12 protein-coding genes are annotated in these 16,053 nt (G+C 63.2%); 8 read left to right on the forward strand and 4 right to left on the reverse strand.

What is annotated here, in order from left to right:
• Nucleotides 1-38 precede the first annotated feature (38 nt).
• From DUPY_RS06805 to DUPY_RS06825, 5 genes are all read left to right on the forward strand, one after another.
• Complete coding sequence (locus DUPY_RS06805) at nt 39-893, forward strand: hypothetical protein (protein ID WP_070247076.1); 855 nt, start codon at nt 39-41, stop codon at nt 891-893.
• A gap of 135 nt (nt 894-1,028) precedes the next feature.
• Nucleotides 1,029-1,760: a hypothetical protein gene (locus DUPY_RS06810; RefSeq protein ID WP_141749446.1), complete on the forward strand. Its 732-nt coding sequence runs from the start codon at nt 1,029-1,031 to the stop codon at nt 1,758-1,760.
• A complete protein-coding gene (locus DUPY_RS06815) occupies nt 1,757-2,611 on the forward strand; it encodes a hypothetical protein (RefSeq protein WP_070247078.1) in 855 nt (284 codons plus the stop codon). Before DUPY_RS06810 ends, DUPY_RS06815 begins: the two co-directional genes overlap by 4 nt.
• A gap of 69 nt (nt 2,612-2,680) precedes the next feature.
• Nucleotides 2,681-3,643: a hypothetical protein gene (locus tag DUPY_RS06820; RefSeq protein WP_141749447.1), complete on the forward strand. Its 963-nt coding sequence runs from the start codon at nt 2,681-2,683 to the stop codon at nt 3,641-3,643.
• Nucleotides 3,640-4,659, forward strand: a complete 1,020-nt coding sequence (locus DUPY_RS06825; RefSeq protein WP_070247080.1) for a hypothetical protein — start codon at nt 3,640-3,642, stop codon at nt 4,657-4,659. The genes DUPY_RS06820 and DUPY_RS06825 overlap by 4 nt, the downstream gene beginning before the upstream one ends.
• A 22-nt stretch (nt 4,660-4,681) precedes the next feature.
• Here DUPY_RS06825 and DUPY_RS06830 read toward each other — a convergent pair whose 3' ends face one another.
• A complete protein-coding gene (locus DUPY_RS06830) occupies nt 4,682-6,355 on the reverse strand; it encodes a phospholipase D-like domain-containing protein (RefSeq protein ID WP_070247081.1) in 1,674 nt (557 codons plus the stop codon).
• 97 nt (nt 6,356-6,452) lie between these two features.
• Nucleotides 6,453-7,832 (reverse strand): MFS transporter, encoded by a 1,380-nt coding sequence (locus DUPY_RS06835; protein WP_070247082.1) that lies wholly within the window; start codon nt 7,830-7,832, stop codon nt 6,453-6,455.
• A gap of 213 nt (nt 7,833-8,045) precedes the next feature.
• On the opposite strand from DUPY_RS06835, the gene DUPY_RS06840 reads away from it, so the two are divergent.
• The 3 genes from DUPY_RS06840 (at nt 8,046) to DUPY_RS06850 (ending at nt 11,105) form a co-directional block, all read left to right on the forward strand.
• Entirely contained in the window at nt 8,046-8,999 is a 954-nt protein-coding gene (locus tag DUPY_RS06840; protein ID WP_070247083.1) for a 2-hydroxyacid dehydrogenase, read from the forward strand.
• An 84-nt stretch (nt 9,000-9,083) separates the two neighbouring features.
• On the forward strand, nt 9,084-10,001 hold the full coding sequence (locus tag DUPY_RS06845; protein ID WP_070247084.1) for a LysR family transcriptional regulator: 918 nt from the start codon (nt 9,084-9,086) through the stop codon (nt 9,999-10,001).
• A 9-nt stretch (nt 10,002-10,010) separates the two neighbouring features.
• Nucleotides 10,011-11,105, forward strand: coding sequence for a porin (locus DUPY_RS06850; protein ID WP_070247085.1), 1,095 nt, complete (start codon nt 10,011-10,013; stop codon nt 11,103-11,105).
• Nucleotides 11,106-11,112: 7 nt separating this feature from the next.
• On the opposite strand, the gene DUPY_RS06855 is transcribed toward DUPY_RS06850, so the two are convergent.
• Together DUPY_RS06855 and DUPY_RS06860 are read right to left on the reverse strand one after the other, a co-directional pair.
• On the reverse strand, nt 11,113-12,975 hold the full coding sequence (locus DUPY_RS06855; RefSeq protein WP_070247086.1) for a phytase: 1,863 nt from the start codon (nt 12,973-12,975) through the stop codon (nt 11,113-11,115).
• A gap of 211 nt (nt 12,976-13,186) precedes the next feature.
• Entirely contained in the window at nt 13,187-15,766 is a 2,580-nt protein-coding gene (locus DUPY_RS06860) for a TonB-dependent receptor (protein ID WP_070247087.1), read from the reverse strand.
• Between the last annotated feature and the right edge of the window lie 287 nt (nt 15,767-16,053).

Here is a 16,053-nt window from a genome sequence, read left to right on the forward strand (position 1 = left end):
CCTGCAATTTACACCATTGATATTGAAATGAATTACTGATGAAAAAAATCTTGCGTAATGTGATTCCGCTCCTGCTGGCATCGGCCTGCGCGGCCGCAGCCGGCCAGACCACCGGACTGACGAATACCATCCCGGCCTGTCGTATGCCTGCAGGTAAAGTCCTGCCGGATAAATATTACGCGCTGGCAAAAGCTAAAAACGCGTTCAACTGGGTAGCCGCTGCCACCCGTGGCGACGGTGTGGTGGAAGGCAATGGCTGGGAGCGTGTAGACGGCTCCGAGATGCATGACTGGTTTTCGTTTTACCGCATCGATCTGAATGGCGATGGCCTTTGCGACTGGTATCTGAACGCTGCGGCGCCCATGTCCACGGGCGGCGATCGGGAATCGATCAACACGCTATACCTTGGTCGCGCGGCGGGCTGGACCCGTATTGGCGCCGACGTGCCGCAAGATAAGCCGGACGGGCTGGGGTACGGCAAAACCAGCGCGCAGCAGCGGCAGTTTCTGTTTGGTGAGGAACCGTCGGTCATCCATGACGCGGTCCGCAAGGTCAATTACGTCGTGGCAGCGCTGTACAGCCGGAACGGTCAGCGCAGCGGCAGGCCAGGCTATCGCATCTTCGACTGGGATGCGGACCGTAACACCTTGCGGCTGCTCGATAAATGGGAGCCGGGTTCGAAAGCCGCCCAGGTGTATGCCTACTTCAAGGCGCACGGGGCCAGGATGCGCGCGCCTGCAGCGACCGCAGCAAGCGACACCATTCAGGCCTTCGATCCCGACGTGGAAGCGTTCGAACTCGAACAGGCCTGCGATCCGCAAAGTGCTTTGCGGTCATTTCCCGAAGCGAATGGGGTGGTGTCGAAGTACCTGCTGGTCCGGTGCAAACACTAAGCGGTGACGATGACAACGTACGGAAAATCATGCGTGCACCGGGCACCTCCGGCGCAGCGCCAGTCCGCCATGATGAGGCGGATAACGGGCAGGCGCAAACATAAAGCGGCTCAGCATCTAATGAAAGAAGCGACAGTGAAAAAGATCTGGATAGCGTTGTTATCGGTAACCGTTGTCGTCGTGTCGACTCAGGCGGCGGCACTGCAGCAAGCGGACTTGAGCCTGAAGCCGGCGGCCGCCTGCAAAGGTGCCGGTCGTCCGGCGCCGAAGATGAAGGAAACGGTGCATGCCGAAACGGTGGGCGCGGCGGCCACCACGATAGACCTCAATGGCGATGGCTGGTGCGACTGGATCATGACGTTGGCCTACCCGATGAATACCGGATTACCCGAGTACGGCGCAAAGGAAGCGATCTTGCTGGGCACTGACAAGGGCGCCAGAACCTTTGGCAACATCGAAAAAATGAGACAGCATTGGAGAAAGCAATTGCCCGCGCCCGAAGGCCTGGTGATGCCCGACGGCGTGACGCGAATGGCGCCAGCATTGGTGGCATATTCCAGCAAGTCCAAAGCGCCGTACTTTATCGGCTTCTCCAACGCCTATCCCGACTTCATGGCGCATGCGGACAGTTACGCCGTCTACCAGTGGAATACTGAATTCGACACGCCGCAAACGGTCAGCAATGCGGACTATCTGACAGTGATGAAATTTTTGCGCAAGCAATACTGCGAGGGCAGGCACTATTCGAACCAGGATTTTCAGCATCCCGAAACCAGCAATGCCGACCATCCGCTGGAAGTTGTCGTGTGTTCGCCGCAGATGGCTGATGCGATCAAGCGTGCGGAACGTGGCGTGACCCGCCCATGACGCTTGAGTGGAAACGGCAATTGCTGATGCCTTGCAGAGTGACGCTCTGGCCAGCGTGGATTCGCAATGGCAAGCACGTCAGCGCCAAATTGAAATCGAACTGGGGATGCGTACTGCGCGGATTACTGGCGGCACTTGTGCTCAATGCCGCGGCGTCAACTCTTGCTTTCGCGGCCATTACCGCTGACTTGTCGCGGGATTTCCAGTGGGTGGATCTCACGGCGTGCCAGAAACCTTCCAAGGCTCCGCCGCCCACGCCGCAGGAGTCGTATGCCGCTTATAACGTCCAGCGCAGGTTTGTGGACCTCGACCGCGATGGGACATGCGAGGTGATGGATGTCTGGATTGCGCGTCTGGGCGAAGATCCCTCTCCCGGTATGCGCGAGGTGCAGCAGACTGCGTTCAGATACAGGAATGCTAAGTGGGAAAATTTTGCCATCGATCTAAAATTCTATCCCTACGCGATCTGGTCGACCAAGACGAAAGAAGTGTTTTACATCGAGGCGCCCAGTGGTTCAGATGTTGGCGACAGTATGGCATTTGGCTCTCAAGAAGTCAGAATTTATACCTTGTCTGGTTGGAGGATCAGCAAGGGGGCACTGGACGAGTATGTCCTGACGCCTTACGAGGGTTTGGCCGGGCCTCTGCTCCAGGCGTTGGCGGTTTTATTGACGGAAAATTTGAAAAATGCCGTGGATTTGCCGCAAAAATATCGCGTGCTGGAGGAAGGAATGAAGTGGTACCGTGATAATCAACAAGAAAATATTCGTTGGATCTTGAAAGCATCGTATCAGACGCTCAGTGCTGACAAGCGGGTGCCAGTTGATGCCAAAGGATTACCAGTTCAATGAGAAATAATTGGAAAATATTTGGCGCGCAGCGTCCTGCCCAGCCGTGAAGACCACCCTGAGAAAGAACAGATGAACGACCACGTTGATGCCTTCCGCGCCAGCCTCGCGCAAGAGGCCGAGCATGTATTCGACTACACGCTGCAACTGATGGAACAGGACATCGCCGATGGCTGGCGCAGCTATTACGCGCGCGAAATCTGGTTGCAGGAAAACCTGCCGCCGCCGTTGATCAACGCGGCAGGCCGCCAGGTGATGGTGCAACGGCTGCGCGCGACCATCCTGGGCTCAGCCACAGCGTCGCCCGACGGCGAGCACGAGCACACGGATCCCGGCTACCGCAACTATCTCGATATCGGTGTGCTCGATATCGAAGCGGACGGCGCGCCCCATATCGTCCTCGACCACACCGCCAATACCGTGGCCACGGATGTCATGGAACACCAGCAGCGGCACTTCCGTTACCAAGTATGGGCCAACGAACGCAACTGGCATGTCGAGACATGGGGGCCCGCCACGCACACGCCGATGCCGGTGAGCGTGCGGCGCCCGCGCGAAGCGCCGGTGCGCCTGGCTGGAGTGGCGCTGGAAAATGACGGCGTGTACTGGCGGGCGCTGCACCACGTGGAGTGGAGCATGTACCGCGAAGTGTTCGATTACCTTGCCATGTGCCGTCCGCAATGCTGCATGGACCTGATGAGCGCCATCGCGCCCGAGTTCAGGTATTCGGCAGTGCTGGGCAGCACCAGGCGCCTGGTGTTCGTGCAGCAGGGCGAGGATGCGCTGGCCTGGGCGCTGCTGTGCGACCGGGAACCGCCGCACGACCATTTCGGGGCGCCGCAACTGGTGCTGGTCAACCGGCGTCAGCCCGGGGAGCTGCAAGACGCCGATATTCTGTTTCGCAATGTCATCGGCAAGCAGTTCCGTCACAGCACTTACTGCACACGCGACCTGGAGGTGGCGATACTGTTCCATGTCGGTCGCAGCCGCCGCCTCATGGCGTTCTACGCGCCGTTCCTGGAGCGGTGTGCATGAAACCGCCGCTCAAGCTGAAAAATTCCGACCTGCAAGGGGTGGTGGTGCGCTTGCAGCAAATCCTGGCCGACCATGCCGATACGCTGATCGGCCACTGGATCGCACTGATCGAGCAGGATATTGCCGACGGCTGGCGTGCGTTCTATGCGCGCGAAATATGGATGCGCAATCACCTGCCGGCGCCATTGATCAACCCGCTGGGCCGGGCACTGATGGTGGAACAGCTCAAGCAGGTGATCGCCGCCAATGGCATGCCCCTTCAGTGCGATGAAGCAGGTATGCTCGTTGATCTCGTACGTCGCACGGGCTTGCACGAGTACCGCAACTACCTGCACGTGGGCCAACTGTCGATCGACACCGATGCCGCGCCGCTGGACCTGGTGGCCGATGCCGTCGCCATGGGCCTGCTGGACAACGGCCACCGTCATGCGGACGCCGAAATCAGCCGCGATCAGGATCACTGGTACCTGGAAGCTGCTGCCCGCTGCACCTTGACCATACCGCTGATCATTTCCACTAACCAGAAAACGCCGGCTGTACGCGACCACAACAAGCCGCTGGCGCTCGACCGGCGCTATTGGTCCGACGTCTGCCAGCCTGACTACGCCATTGTCTCCGATGTCGACAATGCCGGCGTTTTCACACCCAAGGTCAGCCTGGCGCTGATGGCCGCCCTGGCGCCGGACTTTCCGTTCTCGGAGGCACTGAGCACGAAAAAGCGGCTGGTGTTCGTCCAGCCAGGCGACCGTGCGCTGGCCTGGGCCATCATGATCGACAAAACCGATGGTGGCCGCGCGTTCCGCTATCCGCCGCCGCTGCTCCTGATTAATTTCACGCCGGGCCGCAAGCTCAAGGATGAAGACATCCTGTTTCACAACGTGCTCACCAGGCATTATCTGTCGCGCGTGATCGACGGGCCGGCTGCGATGGAGCTCGAGTTGCGTTTTCACTTGCCGCGCTATCGACGGCTGATTGAGATATATCGGCCGTATGTTGATGAAGCGCTTGCGCGCTGAACGTCGTGACGCTGGGAATTACCTACACTGCACTGCGCGAAAAATAGTTGCGCTGGCGGCTGCGAAAGCCGGTGCCGTAATACGCTTGCGCCCAGCTGCAATCTTCCACCAGCGGGTTGCTGGCAAACAAGGTGCCGGACGCCATCGCCGAGCGCACCGCGTCGCGGAACGCGTAGTGGGTGTACGACCGCATGAATTCGCCCAGGTAGATGTCGGCCACCTCGTGGTCGTTGGCGATCACCAACATGTTCTCGTCGTTCTGCTTGCTCGATGCCAGGCTGAAATTGGCCGAGCCGCTGATCACCAGCGGCCGCTTGCCCAGCGGGTCGATCAGCATGAACTTGGTGTGGATGAATTGCACGTGTTGGGCCATGGCGTTGCTGCGTTCAAGCAGAAACTGATCGAGCGCATTGGTGCGCAGGTAGGCGCCCATTGCCACGCGGCCGCTCTCGGTGGCGCGAATGTCCCTGACGATGCGGCCGATCTTTTCCACCTGCTTCTTGTTGCCTTTCAGGCCGTCCATCAGCACGTAGCGCACGCCGCGATGCTCGGGTACCAGCGCTTGCCCCAGCCGGTCGTCGATCGAGAATGCCAGCGTGAGCAGCACCGCATCGGCTTCGTGAATTTCGGCGATGTAGCGGTCGAGCGCGTCGCGTTCCTTGCGCGGACTGAAGACCGGCGTGCAACCGTCGGGCCATTGCGCCGGCAACGGGAAAGCGGTGGTGATCGCTGCGCGCAGCGCCACGCTGGCCGGGTCTGCTGCCAGCAATTGCCAGTAGGCGAGGAATTGCTGCGCCACCGTGGCGTCCCATACTTCGTGGCCGGTGTTGAGCTGGCCAAAAAAACCGTTTTGCGACCAGTTGAGCGAGCCGCCCCACACGGCGTGCGGCGTGCCCTGGGTGGAGAGCACGATGAACTTGTTGTGGGCGATGTAGCCGGGATTGTTCTCGCGCGCGATGCCGATGTCGGCCAGGTGCGCCATGTCGAGCTCGCCGATGTTTTCTTCGCGCGGATAGGACGGGCTGTCGTCGTCGCCGTTTTCCTTGGCGTCGTAGATGATGCGCACCGCCACGCCGCGTTCGCGCGCCGCGCGCAAGGCCTCGAGCACCGGCGCGTGGCGCGCTTCGTAGATGGCGGCATGCAGCGCGTCGCCGGCCTGGGCCTGGGCGATAAAGGCGAGCAGGGATTCGAACAGGCCACGGCTGAGCCATTCGAAGGCCTGGTTGTTGGGCACGTCCTCCGGTGCGCGGTTGGCAAAGCGGCGCGCATACTCCTGGGCGGCAATCGCGCCGCGATTGAAGTGGACGGCGTGGCCCGACGCCGTGCGCGTAATCGTGCGCACTGGCACGTCCACCTCGGCCAGCACCGAGAGCGCAGCGGGCGTGCCGCCGAGCGCGACGATGCGATACGTGTAATCGACGCCGGGGCGCACCGTGTAGTCGGCCCACTGGAAGGTCTGCAGCGGGTGGTTGCGGGTGGAAACGCGCGTGTCTTTACCGGTGCCAGGGTCGGTGGTGGCGTAGCGCTTTTGCGCTTCGAGCCAGTCGGCGCGGCCGGTCTCGTGGTCGGTGCGGTGGATGGCGAAGCCTTGCAACTGGCCCGCGCGCGCTTCGGGCCAGTCGAAGCCGAAGAGAATCACGTGGCTACCGGCAATCGCCTGGACATGCAGGCCCCCATCGGTGCGTTGCGCGCGCATGGCTGTCTCCTGACGGATCAGAAAGTGTCAGGTTAGGCCTGCTTGTTCGATGCGGGTTTGGGGTAGCGCACGCTTGGTGCGCCACCCCCCTAGGTTGTTACGCTTCCGGCTCCGCCACCGGCTCCACCACGCTGGCCACCAGCACCACGCACAGCAGCGCCGTGCCCACCATGTACATGAACACGCTGCTCCAGCCGAAATGGTCGAGCAAGATGCCCACCATCAACGGCGCCACTGCGCCGCCGATCTGGCCGAGGAAGTTGACGATGCCGAACGCGGTCGGGTACGTCGATTTGCTCACCAGTCCCATCGCATACGCCGAGTAGCCGGCAAAGCCGATGCCCACCATCAGGCCCGAGATCAGCAGCGTGGCGCCGAGAAACACGGCGCTGTCGGGGGCGTTGATCAGCAGGCACAGCATGAGCGTGGTGCCGATGGCGCCGAGCAGCATCATCGGCTTGCGGCGGCCGTCGAGCAGGCGGTCGGAGATCAGGCCGCCGATCATGTTGCCGGTGACCGCGCCGATGAACGGCGCCGAGGCCAGGAAGCCCATTTTGACCGATTCGAAACCGCGCACCGTCACCAGGTACGTCGGGATCCACGACATGAAGATGTTGGTGATGCCGATCATGCAGCCGTAGCCGAGCGCCACGCCGATGATGTTCCACGACGTGAAGACCTGGCCGATTGTGTGCAGGCGCTCCACGCGGCGGGTGCGGTTGATGGCGTCGAGCAGCGGCATGCTGCGCAGGTGGCGTGGTGCCGGCTTTTTGCCAGCATCGGCAGGCGCGCCTTCGCCACGGATATAGCGCTGCTCGGCTGGCGAGCAGAAGCGGCTCTCGCTCGGCGAGTTGGTCACCAGCAGCAGCCATAGAATCGCGAACAGGAAACCGGGCACGGCAAACACGTAGAAAATCTCGCGCCAGCCCCAGATCGCAATCACGATCAGGCACACCGACGGCACCATTAACGGCCCCAGCTTGGAGGCGGCAATCCACAAACCGGTCGCCAGGCCTTTTTCCTGCGGCGGAAACCAGCGGTTGATGACGTTGGTGCAGCCGATGCCGAGCGGTCCTTCGGACAGGCCCAGGCCGATGCGGTACAGCTGGAGCAGCAGCACCGACGTGGTGGTGGCCATCAGCGCGGTAAACAGCGACGTAAACACCATGCACACGGCCAGGAAAATGCCGCTGGCTTTTTCACCGAGGCGGCGGTACAGCATGCCCACCGGAATTTGCACGATGGCGTAGGCAAACGAAAACAGGCTGACGATCAGGCCCGCTTCGGTATTGGTGATGTGGAATTCCTTCTTCATGTAGGGCAGGGCGATGCCGAAGTTGGCGCGGTCGGCGCAGGCGATGGCCCAGATGCAGAAAATCAGGCCCATCACCACCCAGCGGTAATTGGTTTTCTTTTCTTCTTGCGGTGCTGCAGCTACAGGTGTTGCCGGCATGCTCGCGGTGGATTGCTGTCGCATAGATGTCTCCAGTGGTGTTTTTTTATTTGGTCACAAATCCTCCCACCCGTACCGAACCGCGTCCAATCTTTTATGGACATGAGGTGATCCGCAAATTGAATCATTCCCGGCCGTGTATCAGTTGATAGCGTTTTGGGATTGGACGCGCAAAAAAAAACATCCCATGATGCGCTCACAACTCGATGCTTGCCATCGCCTAACAGGGAGACCCGATTGAAACCACACGTCCTGCAACTGAACCCGATCCTCGTACCAGCGATTAACGACAAGCTGAACGAACTCTACACCGTACACCGCCTGTTCGAGCAACAGGACAAGACGGCTTACCTGGCAGCGCACGGCGCCAATATCCGGGGCGTGATCACCGGCGGCCACACCGGCATTACCAATGCCATGATCGAGAGCCTGCCGGCGCTGCAAGTGATTGCCGTCAACGGCGTGGGCACCGACGCGGTGGACCTGGAATTTGCCCGCTCACGCAACCTGCCGGTCACCGCCACCTTTGGCGCACTGACCGAAGACGTCGCCGACCTGGCCATCGGCCTGATCCTGGCCTCGTGCCGCGAGATTTGCTCGGGCAATGCGTTTGTGAAGACCGGCAACTGGCAGAAGAACCCGCATCCGGGCGCGATTCCGCTGTCGCGCCGCTTCAGCGGCAAGCGCGTCGGCATCGTTGGCATGGGCAAGGTTGGCCGCGCGATTGCCCAGCGCGCCGCCGCCTTCGACTGCCCGATCTCCTATACCGACCTGCGCCACATCGCCGAGTTGCCATACAACTTCGTGCCCGACCTGCTGCAACTGGCGCGCGACAGCGACATCCTGGTGCTGGCCGCTGCTGCCGACAAGGCGCAGGGCATCATCAACGCCGCCGTGCTCGATGCGCTGGGCAAGGACGGCTACCTGATCAACATCGCCCGCGGCAAGCTGGTGGTGGAAAGCGACCTGGTCGATGCGCTCACGCGCGGCGCCATCGCCGGCGCCGGCCTGGACGTGTTTGTCGATGAACCGAACGTGCCCGAAGCGCTGTTCCCGATGGACCGCGTGGTGTTGCAGGCGCACCGCGCCAGCGCCACCGTCGAGTCGCGCACGGCCATGGGCGAGATGGTGCTGGCCAGCCTGGCAGCGGGCCTGGCAGGGCAGCGTCCCGAGGGCAGCCTGACCACCTGAGACGAAAGGCAGAGGTAGAGCGAACCCGTCCTGGAGCAGTTTCTCGCTATCATGGCTGACTTTTGACGCCATACAGGACACACCATGCTAGACCTGGGACAGGTGCGCTGCTTCGTTGCCGCAGCGACCGAACTGAATTTCCGGCGCGCCGCCGCGCTGCTGAACATGACGCAGCCGCCGCTGTCGCGGCAGATTCAATTGCTCGAGCACAGCCTGGGCGTGGAGCTGTTCGACCGGGTGGGGCGCACCGTCAAGCTCACCACGGAAGGCCGGGTATTCCTGGCCGACGCCACCCGCCTGCTGAACCTGGCGGAGCAGGCGGAAACCACGGTGCGCCGCGCCAGCCAGGGCAAGACCGGCAGGGTGCGCATCGGCTTTACCGGCGCGGCCGGCTACGAGCTGATCCCGGGCCTGCTGGCAGCTGCCAAGGTAGCGCTGCCCGAGATCGACGTGGTGTTGTTCGAGCTGATCTCGGTGGCGCAGATCGAGGCGTTTTATGCCAACACCATCGACCTCGGTTTCATGCGCCCGGTGTCCTCGCGCCAGCAGCTGACATTGCAGCTGGTGGAAGAGGAGCCGCTGGTGGTGGCGTTGCCCAAGGGGCACCCGCTGTGCGCGTACGAGCGCATCGCACTCAGGCAGTTGAACGACCAGCCCTTCATCATGCATTCGCCGGTGCAGGGCAAGTATTTTTATGACCGGTTGATGGGCATTTTCTCCAGCAACGATGTGCACGTGCAGATCACGCAGTACATCGACCAGAGCCCGACCATTCTGTCGATGGTGCGGGCTGGGCTGGGCGTGTCGATCTTGCCGGCGTCGGCCCAGCGCTTCCACTACGACAACGTCGAGTTCCGGCATCTCGACGACGTGGTGGCGCAAGCCGAGATGAGCATGGCCTGGCGCGCCGACCAGGAAAACCCCGCCGTCACCGCGTTCCGCCTGCTGGCGATCGAACACTTTGCCGCGCAGCGGCGCGAGGGGGGCGCACACAACAACTAGAGGAGACACATGAATTACAAGCATCTTTCGGCTGCCCTGGCGGTTGCCTCAGCCTTTATTGCAGCCGCACCGGTTCACGCCCAGTCGAACGTCACCATTTACGGCATCGCCGACATCGGCATCGTTGGCGAACGCGGCGGCGCCGACGGCAACGTCACCAAGCTCACCAGCGGCCCGGCAGCAGCCTCGCGCATCGGCTTCAAGGGTACCGAAGACCTCGGCGGCGGCCTGTCCGCCTTCTTCATCCTGGAAGCGGGCTACAACCTCGATACCGGCACGCAGGCCTCGAGCACCATGCTGTTCAACCGCCAGGCGCTGGTCGGCCTGAAGAACAGCGCCGGCACGCTGATGCTGGGCCGCCAGACCACGCCGTACCACAACACGCTGGTGGCGGTGGCCGATCCGTTTGCAACCGGCTACGCCGGCTCCATCAAGAACACCTTCCCCGACTGGGGCACCAATGTCCGTACCAACAACACGGTGATGGTTGCCTCGCCGACCGTGCAGGGCTGGAACGGCGACGTTGCCTACAGCTTCGGCGAGCAGGCGGGCAGCGAGTCTGCCGGCCGCCAGGTGGGCACCTCGTTCGGCTACAGCAGCGGCCCGCTGGCCGTGCGCTTTGCCTACAACCACAAGAACAACGACCTGGTGGGCACGCCGACCACGCCGGCCGTGCTGCGTGGCTCGGCCAGCAACAAGCTGCTGGCGGCCAACTACAACTTCGGTTTCATCAAGCTGTTTGCCGCAGTCGGCATCGACAAGGGTTTTAACGCCGCACCGCTGGGCAATACCGGCAATCCTTATGGCGGCGTGCCACCGACCGCCTCGACCGATGGCCGCGAAGCGCTGCTCGGCTTTACCATGCCGCTCGCCACCGGCACCGTGATGGCGTCGGTGATGCACAAGGACGACCGCACCGCGTTCAACCAGGATGCCAACACCTGGGGCGTTGGCTATGTGTACCCGGTGTCCAGGCGCACCAGCCTGTACACCGCGTACGGCAGCATCTCGAACCGCAACGGCGCCGGCTACACGGTCGCCAACAACAGCGAATCGGGCAGCGGCGACCGTGCTTACAACCTGGGCTTGCGCCACAATTTTTAACGCGTAATCAGTCGAGCTTGAGCGCCCTGGCGACGTCGTCCCACGCCACCATCTTGAAGTTCTGCGGGCCGTCGGGCAGGCGCTTGTAGCCGTCCTGGATCACCAGCATGCCGTTGCCGTACGGGCCGCCGAAGTTGGCCGAGCTCACTTCCAGGCCGTCGGTCTCCGACGTGCCGTCGATGCCGGCGGCCAGGTTGTAACCGACCCGGAAGCTGCCGCGCACTTTGTAGGGCGCCTTGGCGTCCATCACCAGGTAGCTGTTGTCGCCCTGGCTCGATACCACCAGGTAGTCAGCCTTGGCGCCATGGTAGATGCCCATGCCTTCCACGTCGGCCACCAGTTGCGGGCCGGCCGGCATGATCATGTCCAGTTTCGCCGGGGCGTCGCCCTTGGCCGAGACGGTCCACACGCCGCGCCGCTCTTCGCCGAGGAACAGGCGGTGGTTGCGGTCGTCGGCCACGCAGCCTTCGGGCTGGGTCTCGACCTTGAAACGGCGCAGCAGCTTGCCACTGACCTTGTCGCCATCGGCCACGATGCGGTATTGCAAAAAAGTGCCGTCCTTGTCGTTGATGAACGCTTCCACGCCGCCATCGGCCGGGCGGTACAAGCACATGCCGTAGATGTTTTTGAGGCCGGTATTGAAGGCGCCGGCGGTGGCCACCGTGCCTTGCGCGTCGATGGTGAAGACCATCACGCTGTTGTCGTCGCGCTGGGTGGCCACTGCCACGTCGAGCTGGCGGTTGCCGATCTTGACGTCCTGGCGCACATCGACATTGTTCAGGCGGCCCACTTCCAGCAGTTGCAACTGCTTGCCTTGCAGGTTGTACACCAGCAGGCCCTGCTTCTTGTTGGTGCCGAGGATGCGCGCGCCTTGCGGGTCGCTGGCGTTGCGCCAGATGGCCGGATCGTCGGCAGCGTCGCCGGTGCGGGCGACCGGTTCGGTCTGGGCGCGCGGCATGATGATGGCCTTGCCATCGGCCTTGGGCGCGGTGGCGGTCCACGCTGGCGTGCGCACTTGCCAGCCGGCCGCTTCCTCGCCGCCGATGGCCAGTTGCAGCTTGCCGTCGGCGGTCGTGGTGACTGCCAGCTGTTCGGCGCCCTTGATGGCGGTGTCGGTGGCGGACACGGTGCTCCACTTTCCGGCCTCGTGGCGCAGCAGGTGCAGCTGCTTGCCCTTGGCGTCGAGCACGGCCACCCCGCCGGGCAGGATGAACAGTGCGCCCGCGCCTTTTTCCAGCGTGCCGTACGGTTTTTTCAGCAGTACCGCTTCGCGGTGCGGGCCGCCCTCGGCGTCGGCGTTATAGGCCCACAGGCCGGCGCCTTCTTCGCTGATCAGCAGCTGGTGGCTGGTATCGTCCGCGCGGCAGTGCTTGCTGTGCGGTGGCAGGGCCAGCTTGCGCACCGGCAGGCGCTGTTCGCCGTTGATCACCCATTGCTCGGCCTGGCCATCCTTGGCGACCAGGAACAGGTGGTCCAGTTGCTGGGCGTCGCGGTACAGGCAGGCGGTTTCGATGCCGAAGGCGGGAGCGGGAAACGGCGCCTGGGCGGTGAGGGTGCCGGCGGCGGTATCGACCAGGATGGGCACGGCTTGCTCGGCGTTGGCATCGACGATCACGGCCAGGGTGTTGTTGCCGAGCGGGCGGGTGTCGAGGTGCTTGGCGCGCACGGTGAGGTGGGCGCGCTCGGTGCCGTCTGCGGCCAGCAGGCGCAGGGCGGTTTTGTCGAGGGCGAGCCAGTTGCCGTTGGGGAGGGCTGCCAGTTCATGGGCGTGGGTGGTGGGGCCGGGAATGGTGGGGCCGGGGATGGTGGCGGCTTGGGCTGCGGTGGTGAGGGCCAGGGTGATGGCGATTGCGATGAGTGACGGTTTCATTTTTTTGTTGGCGCGTGGGCGCTTGCTCGGTATTGGATCCCCGCCTGCGCAGGGATGACGGCTTTTGGGGCGGCGGCTGGCGGCCGGCGTTCACGGCTGGCGGCTGGCGCTGTCCGGCTGCATTGGACTCCCGCTTGCGCGGCGGTCCGCTGTTACGGGATGACGGCTTTACGGTTGGGGGCTCGCGGTGGATTGCGAGCCGATTCCCGGTTTAGAACAGGCTCACTTTCAAGCTCAGCTTGTAGGTGCGGCCGTATTGTTCGTATTGGGCGTTGTACGCCTTGCTGCCCAGGTAAGTGTAGTATTTCTCGTTGTTCAGGTTGGCCGCTTCCAGGTTCAGCTGCATTTGCCTGGTCAGCTGGTATGACAGCGAAAAATCGACCTGCTTCTGGCTGTCCACGATGCGGTCCTGGCCGGCGTCGAGGATGTCGTCGCCCATTTCCAGCAGGTAAGGCGACTTGTAGTTGACGGCGATGCGGGTGGACAGCGGGCCTTGTTCGTAGCCCAGCATCAGGTTCATCACGCGGTTCGACTGGCCCGGCAGGTGGATGCTGCGTGCACGCATGGCGCCGACGGCCTGGTCGTAGCGGGCCACGTTGGCTTTCGAGCGGGTCAGGCTGCCGTTGGCGCCGAACACCAGGTTGTTGAATGGCGCCGGCAACATGCGCAGCGGCTGGTTGTACGACAGTTCCAGGCCCTTGACGCTGGCCTGGTCGCCGTTGGCGTAGGTGATCGCCGAAGTGTAGCCGGCCCAGGCGCCGCTGCCGGCCAGGTTGGTGGTGTAGGTGAAGTTCTTGATGTCCTTGTGGAACACGTAGGCCGACACCGCGCCATCGTCGCCCAGCACCCGTTCGATACCGAGGTCGAGATTGGTCGATTTCAGTGGCGCCAGGTCGGGGTTGCCGATGGTCGCTTCGGTGTCGCTCGATTGGCTGATGCCGGGTTTGAGCTGGTCGAAGTTGGCGCGCACTACCGAGTGGGTCCAGGCGCCGCGCACGCTGGTTTTGCCGTCGAGGTCGTAGCGGGCTTGCAGGGTGGGCAGCCAGTCGGTGTACGAGCGCTGGCGCTGCACCGGCGTGAAGCTTTCTTCTTCCTCGTTAACGCTGGTGCCAGCCGCCTTGAAGCGCGTGTGCTCGGCGCGCACGCCGGCCAGCAGGTGCCAGTTGTCGAGGTCGTAGCTGTGTTGCAGGTAGGCGGCGTCGATGTCTTCGTGCAGGCCGTAATCGTCCACGGTGGAATCGACCAGCACGCGGGCGTTGGCACGGTTCAAGCCGGCCACCAGTTGGCGGATTGCGCCTGGGTTGATGGCGTTGCCGATGCGGCCCAGTTTGAAGTCGAGCTGTTCGCCGGTAATGTAGCTGGTCAGCGCAGTGCTGGCGCCGCCGATCTGCGAGCTGCTGTACGACCACGCTTCGGTATTGTTGTCCTTTTCGCGGCGGCTCGTCTTGGCGCCGAACTTGAACTTGCCGGTGCCTTCGCCGAGGTCGTACTTGCGGCCGAGGTCGAAGCGGAGATGGCGTTCCTTGTCGGTGGCGTCGCCTTGTTTGAGGGCGATCGAGTTGAGCTTGTACTTGCTGGCGTCGTACAGCGACTCAGGGCCGGTCAGGCGCGGGATATCGGTGCCGGTAAAGCCCACGCCGGCAAAGTTGCTGCTGCCACGGAAGCGGGCGTCGTTGATCGACTCGGGCGCGTCGTCGGTGGCGCGGCTGATGCCGCCCGAGACTTCCAGCTTCCAGCGGTCCCACTTCTGCTCGGTACCGGCCACGACCGAGCTGATGGTCTGGGTGTATTTGCGCTGGCGCAGGCGGCGTTCGCCACGGGCGGTGGCGGTGGCGCCTTCGGCCACGCTGCCGCCGGCGACATTGCTGATGGTCAGGCGGTCGCGCACTTCGTCGTCGCTGAAGTCGCTGATGAAGCTGCGCAGGAAGTACTTGCTGTGCTCGTCGCCGTGATAGTCGAGATTGATGGCGGCGGCGCGGCGTTCGCGCGTGGGCAGGTAGTCGCGCAGTTCCACGCCCGATAGTTTACCGGGGTTGTTACCCTCCCAGGCGCCGCCGGTTTCCACGTTGTCGGAACCGAACTCTCGCTTCTCGAAACTGATGCCGCCGGCCACGCCCAGCTTGCCGTCCATGAAACGGTCGGCAAACAGCATGCTGGCGTTGGGGCTGGTCTTGCCGATGTTCTGGTCGCGGCTGGCGCCGATCGAACCGGACAACAGCTTGCCGGGCAGGTCGAACGCCGACAGGGTTTTCACCTCGACGGTGCCGCCCAGCGAGTTGGCGTCCTGGTCGGGCGTCAAGGTCTTGCTCACTTCCAGCGAGCGGATCAGGCCGGCCGGCAGCACGTCCAGCGCCACCGCGCGCCGGCCCGCTTCGGGTGACGGCACCAGCGCGCCGTTGATGGTGACGGCATTCAGGTCGGGACCGAGGCCGCGCACGCTCACGTAGCGGCCTTCGCCCTGGTCGCGCTGCACCGACACGCCCGGCAGGCGCGCCAGTGCTTCGGCGGCATTCTTGTCCGGCAGGCCGCCAATGTCGTCGCTGCTGATCACGCTCACGATATTGTCTGCCTTCTCTTGCGCGGCGATGGCGTTGCGCAAGCTCGAGCGCTGACCGGCGATGACCACGCTGTTGGCGGCGGTTACCAGCGCAGCATTGGCGCCGTTGGCGCCGTCGAGTGGCACGGCGGTCTGGGCGCTGGCGCAGCTCAGGCCGGCCAGCATGGCCAGCACGCCGAGCGTCAGGGCATTCAGGCGGGGAAGGGTGGAGAGGTGAGGAGCAGTGGTTGTCATGGCGTACCGTGGATTGGATTGCGTGGATGAGGGAACGCTGCGGATTCTAGGGATGCTTTATGTCACTTGCATGACAGGCCGCGACGGGCCGGGCGCAAAAGCGCCGCCATGGCGCGCGCGGCGGCGCCGGGTGAGCTCGATTGACCTGCCGCAGATTGCGCTGGTTTGCGCTCGCCGCCTGTCGCGGGCTGCTGCTGATGGGTAATTTATCCGTGCGTGCTGCAGGTCTGTGCTGGCGACCTTCGCCATCGGGCAACCGGTGAGCCGTAATGACCTGTCCCCGCTGC

Origin of the sequence: Duganella phyllosphaerae (genome assembly GCF_001758785.1) — a bacterium.
GTDB lineage: Bacteria > Pseudomonadota > Gammaproteobacteria > Burkholderiales > Burkholderiaceae_D > Rugamonas > Rugamonas phyllosphaerae.

Bases quoted from the DNA above. Each gene is read 5' to 3' on its own strand.
- DUPY_RS06805 (WP_070247076.1), top strand. From the start codon at position 39: ATGAAAAAAATCTTGCGTAATGTGATTCCGCTCCTGCTGGCATCGGCC.
- DUPY_RS06815 (WP_070247078.1), top strand. From the start codon at position 1,757: ATGACGCTTGAGTGGAAACGGCAATTGCTGATGCCTTGCAGAGTGACG.
- DUPY_RS06820 (WP_141749447.1), top strand. From the start codon at position 2,681: ATGAACGACCACGTTGATGCCTTCCGCGCCAGCCTCGCGCAAGAGGCC.
- DUPY_RS06825 (WP_070247080.1), top strand. From the start codon at position 3,640: ATGAAACCGCCGCTCAAGCTGAAAAATTCCGACCTGCAAGGGGTGGTG.
- DUPY_RS06830 (WP_070247081.1), bottom strand. From the start codon at position 6,355: ATGCGCGCGCAACGCACCGATGGGGGCCTGCATGTCCAGGCGATTGCC.
- DUPY_RS06835 (WP_070247082.1), bottom strand. From the start codon at position 7,832: ATGCGACAGCAATCCACCGCGAGCATGCCGGCAACACCTGTAGCTGCA.
- DUPY_RS06845 (WP_070247084.1), top strand. From the start codon at position 9,084: ATGCTAGACCTGGGACAGGTGCGCTGCTTCGTTGCCGCAGCGACCGAA.
- DUPY_RS06850 (WP_070247085.1), top strand. From the start codon at position 10,011: ATGAATTACAAGCATCTTTCGGCTGCCCTGGCGGTTGCCTCAGCCTTT.
- DUPY_RS06855 (WP_070247086.1), bottom strand. From the start codon at position 12,975: ATGAAACCGTCACTCATCGCAATCGCCATCACCCTGGCCCTCACCACC.
- DUPY_RS06860 (WP_070247087.1), bottom strand. From the start codon at position 15,766: ATGACAACCACTGCTCCTCACCTCTCCACCCTTCCCCGCCTGAATGCC.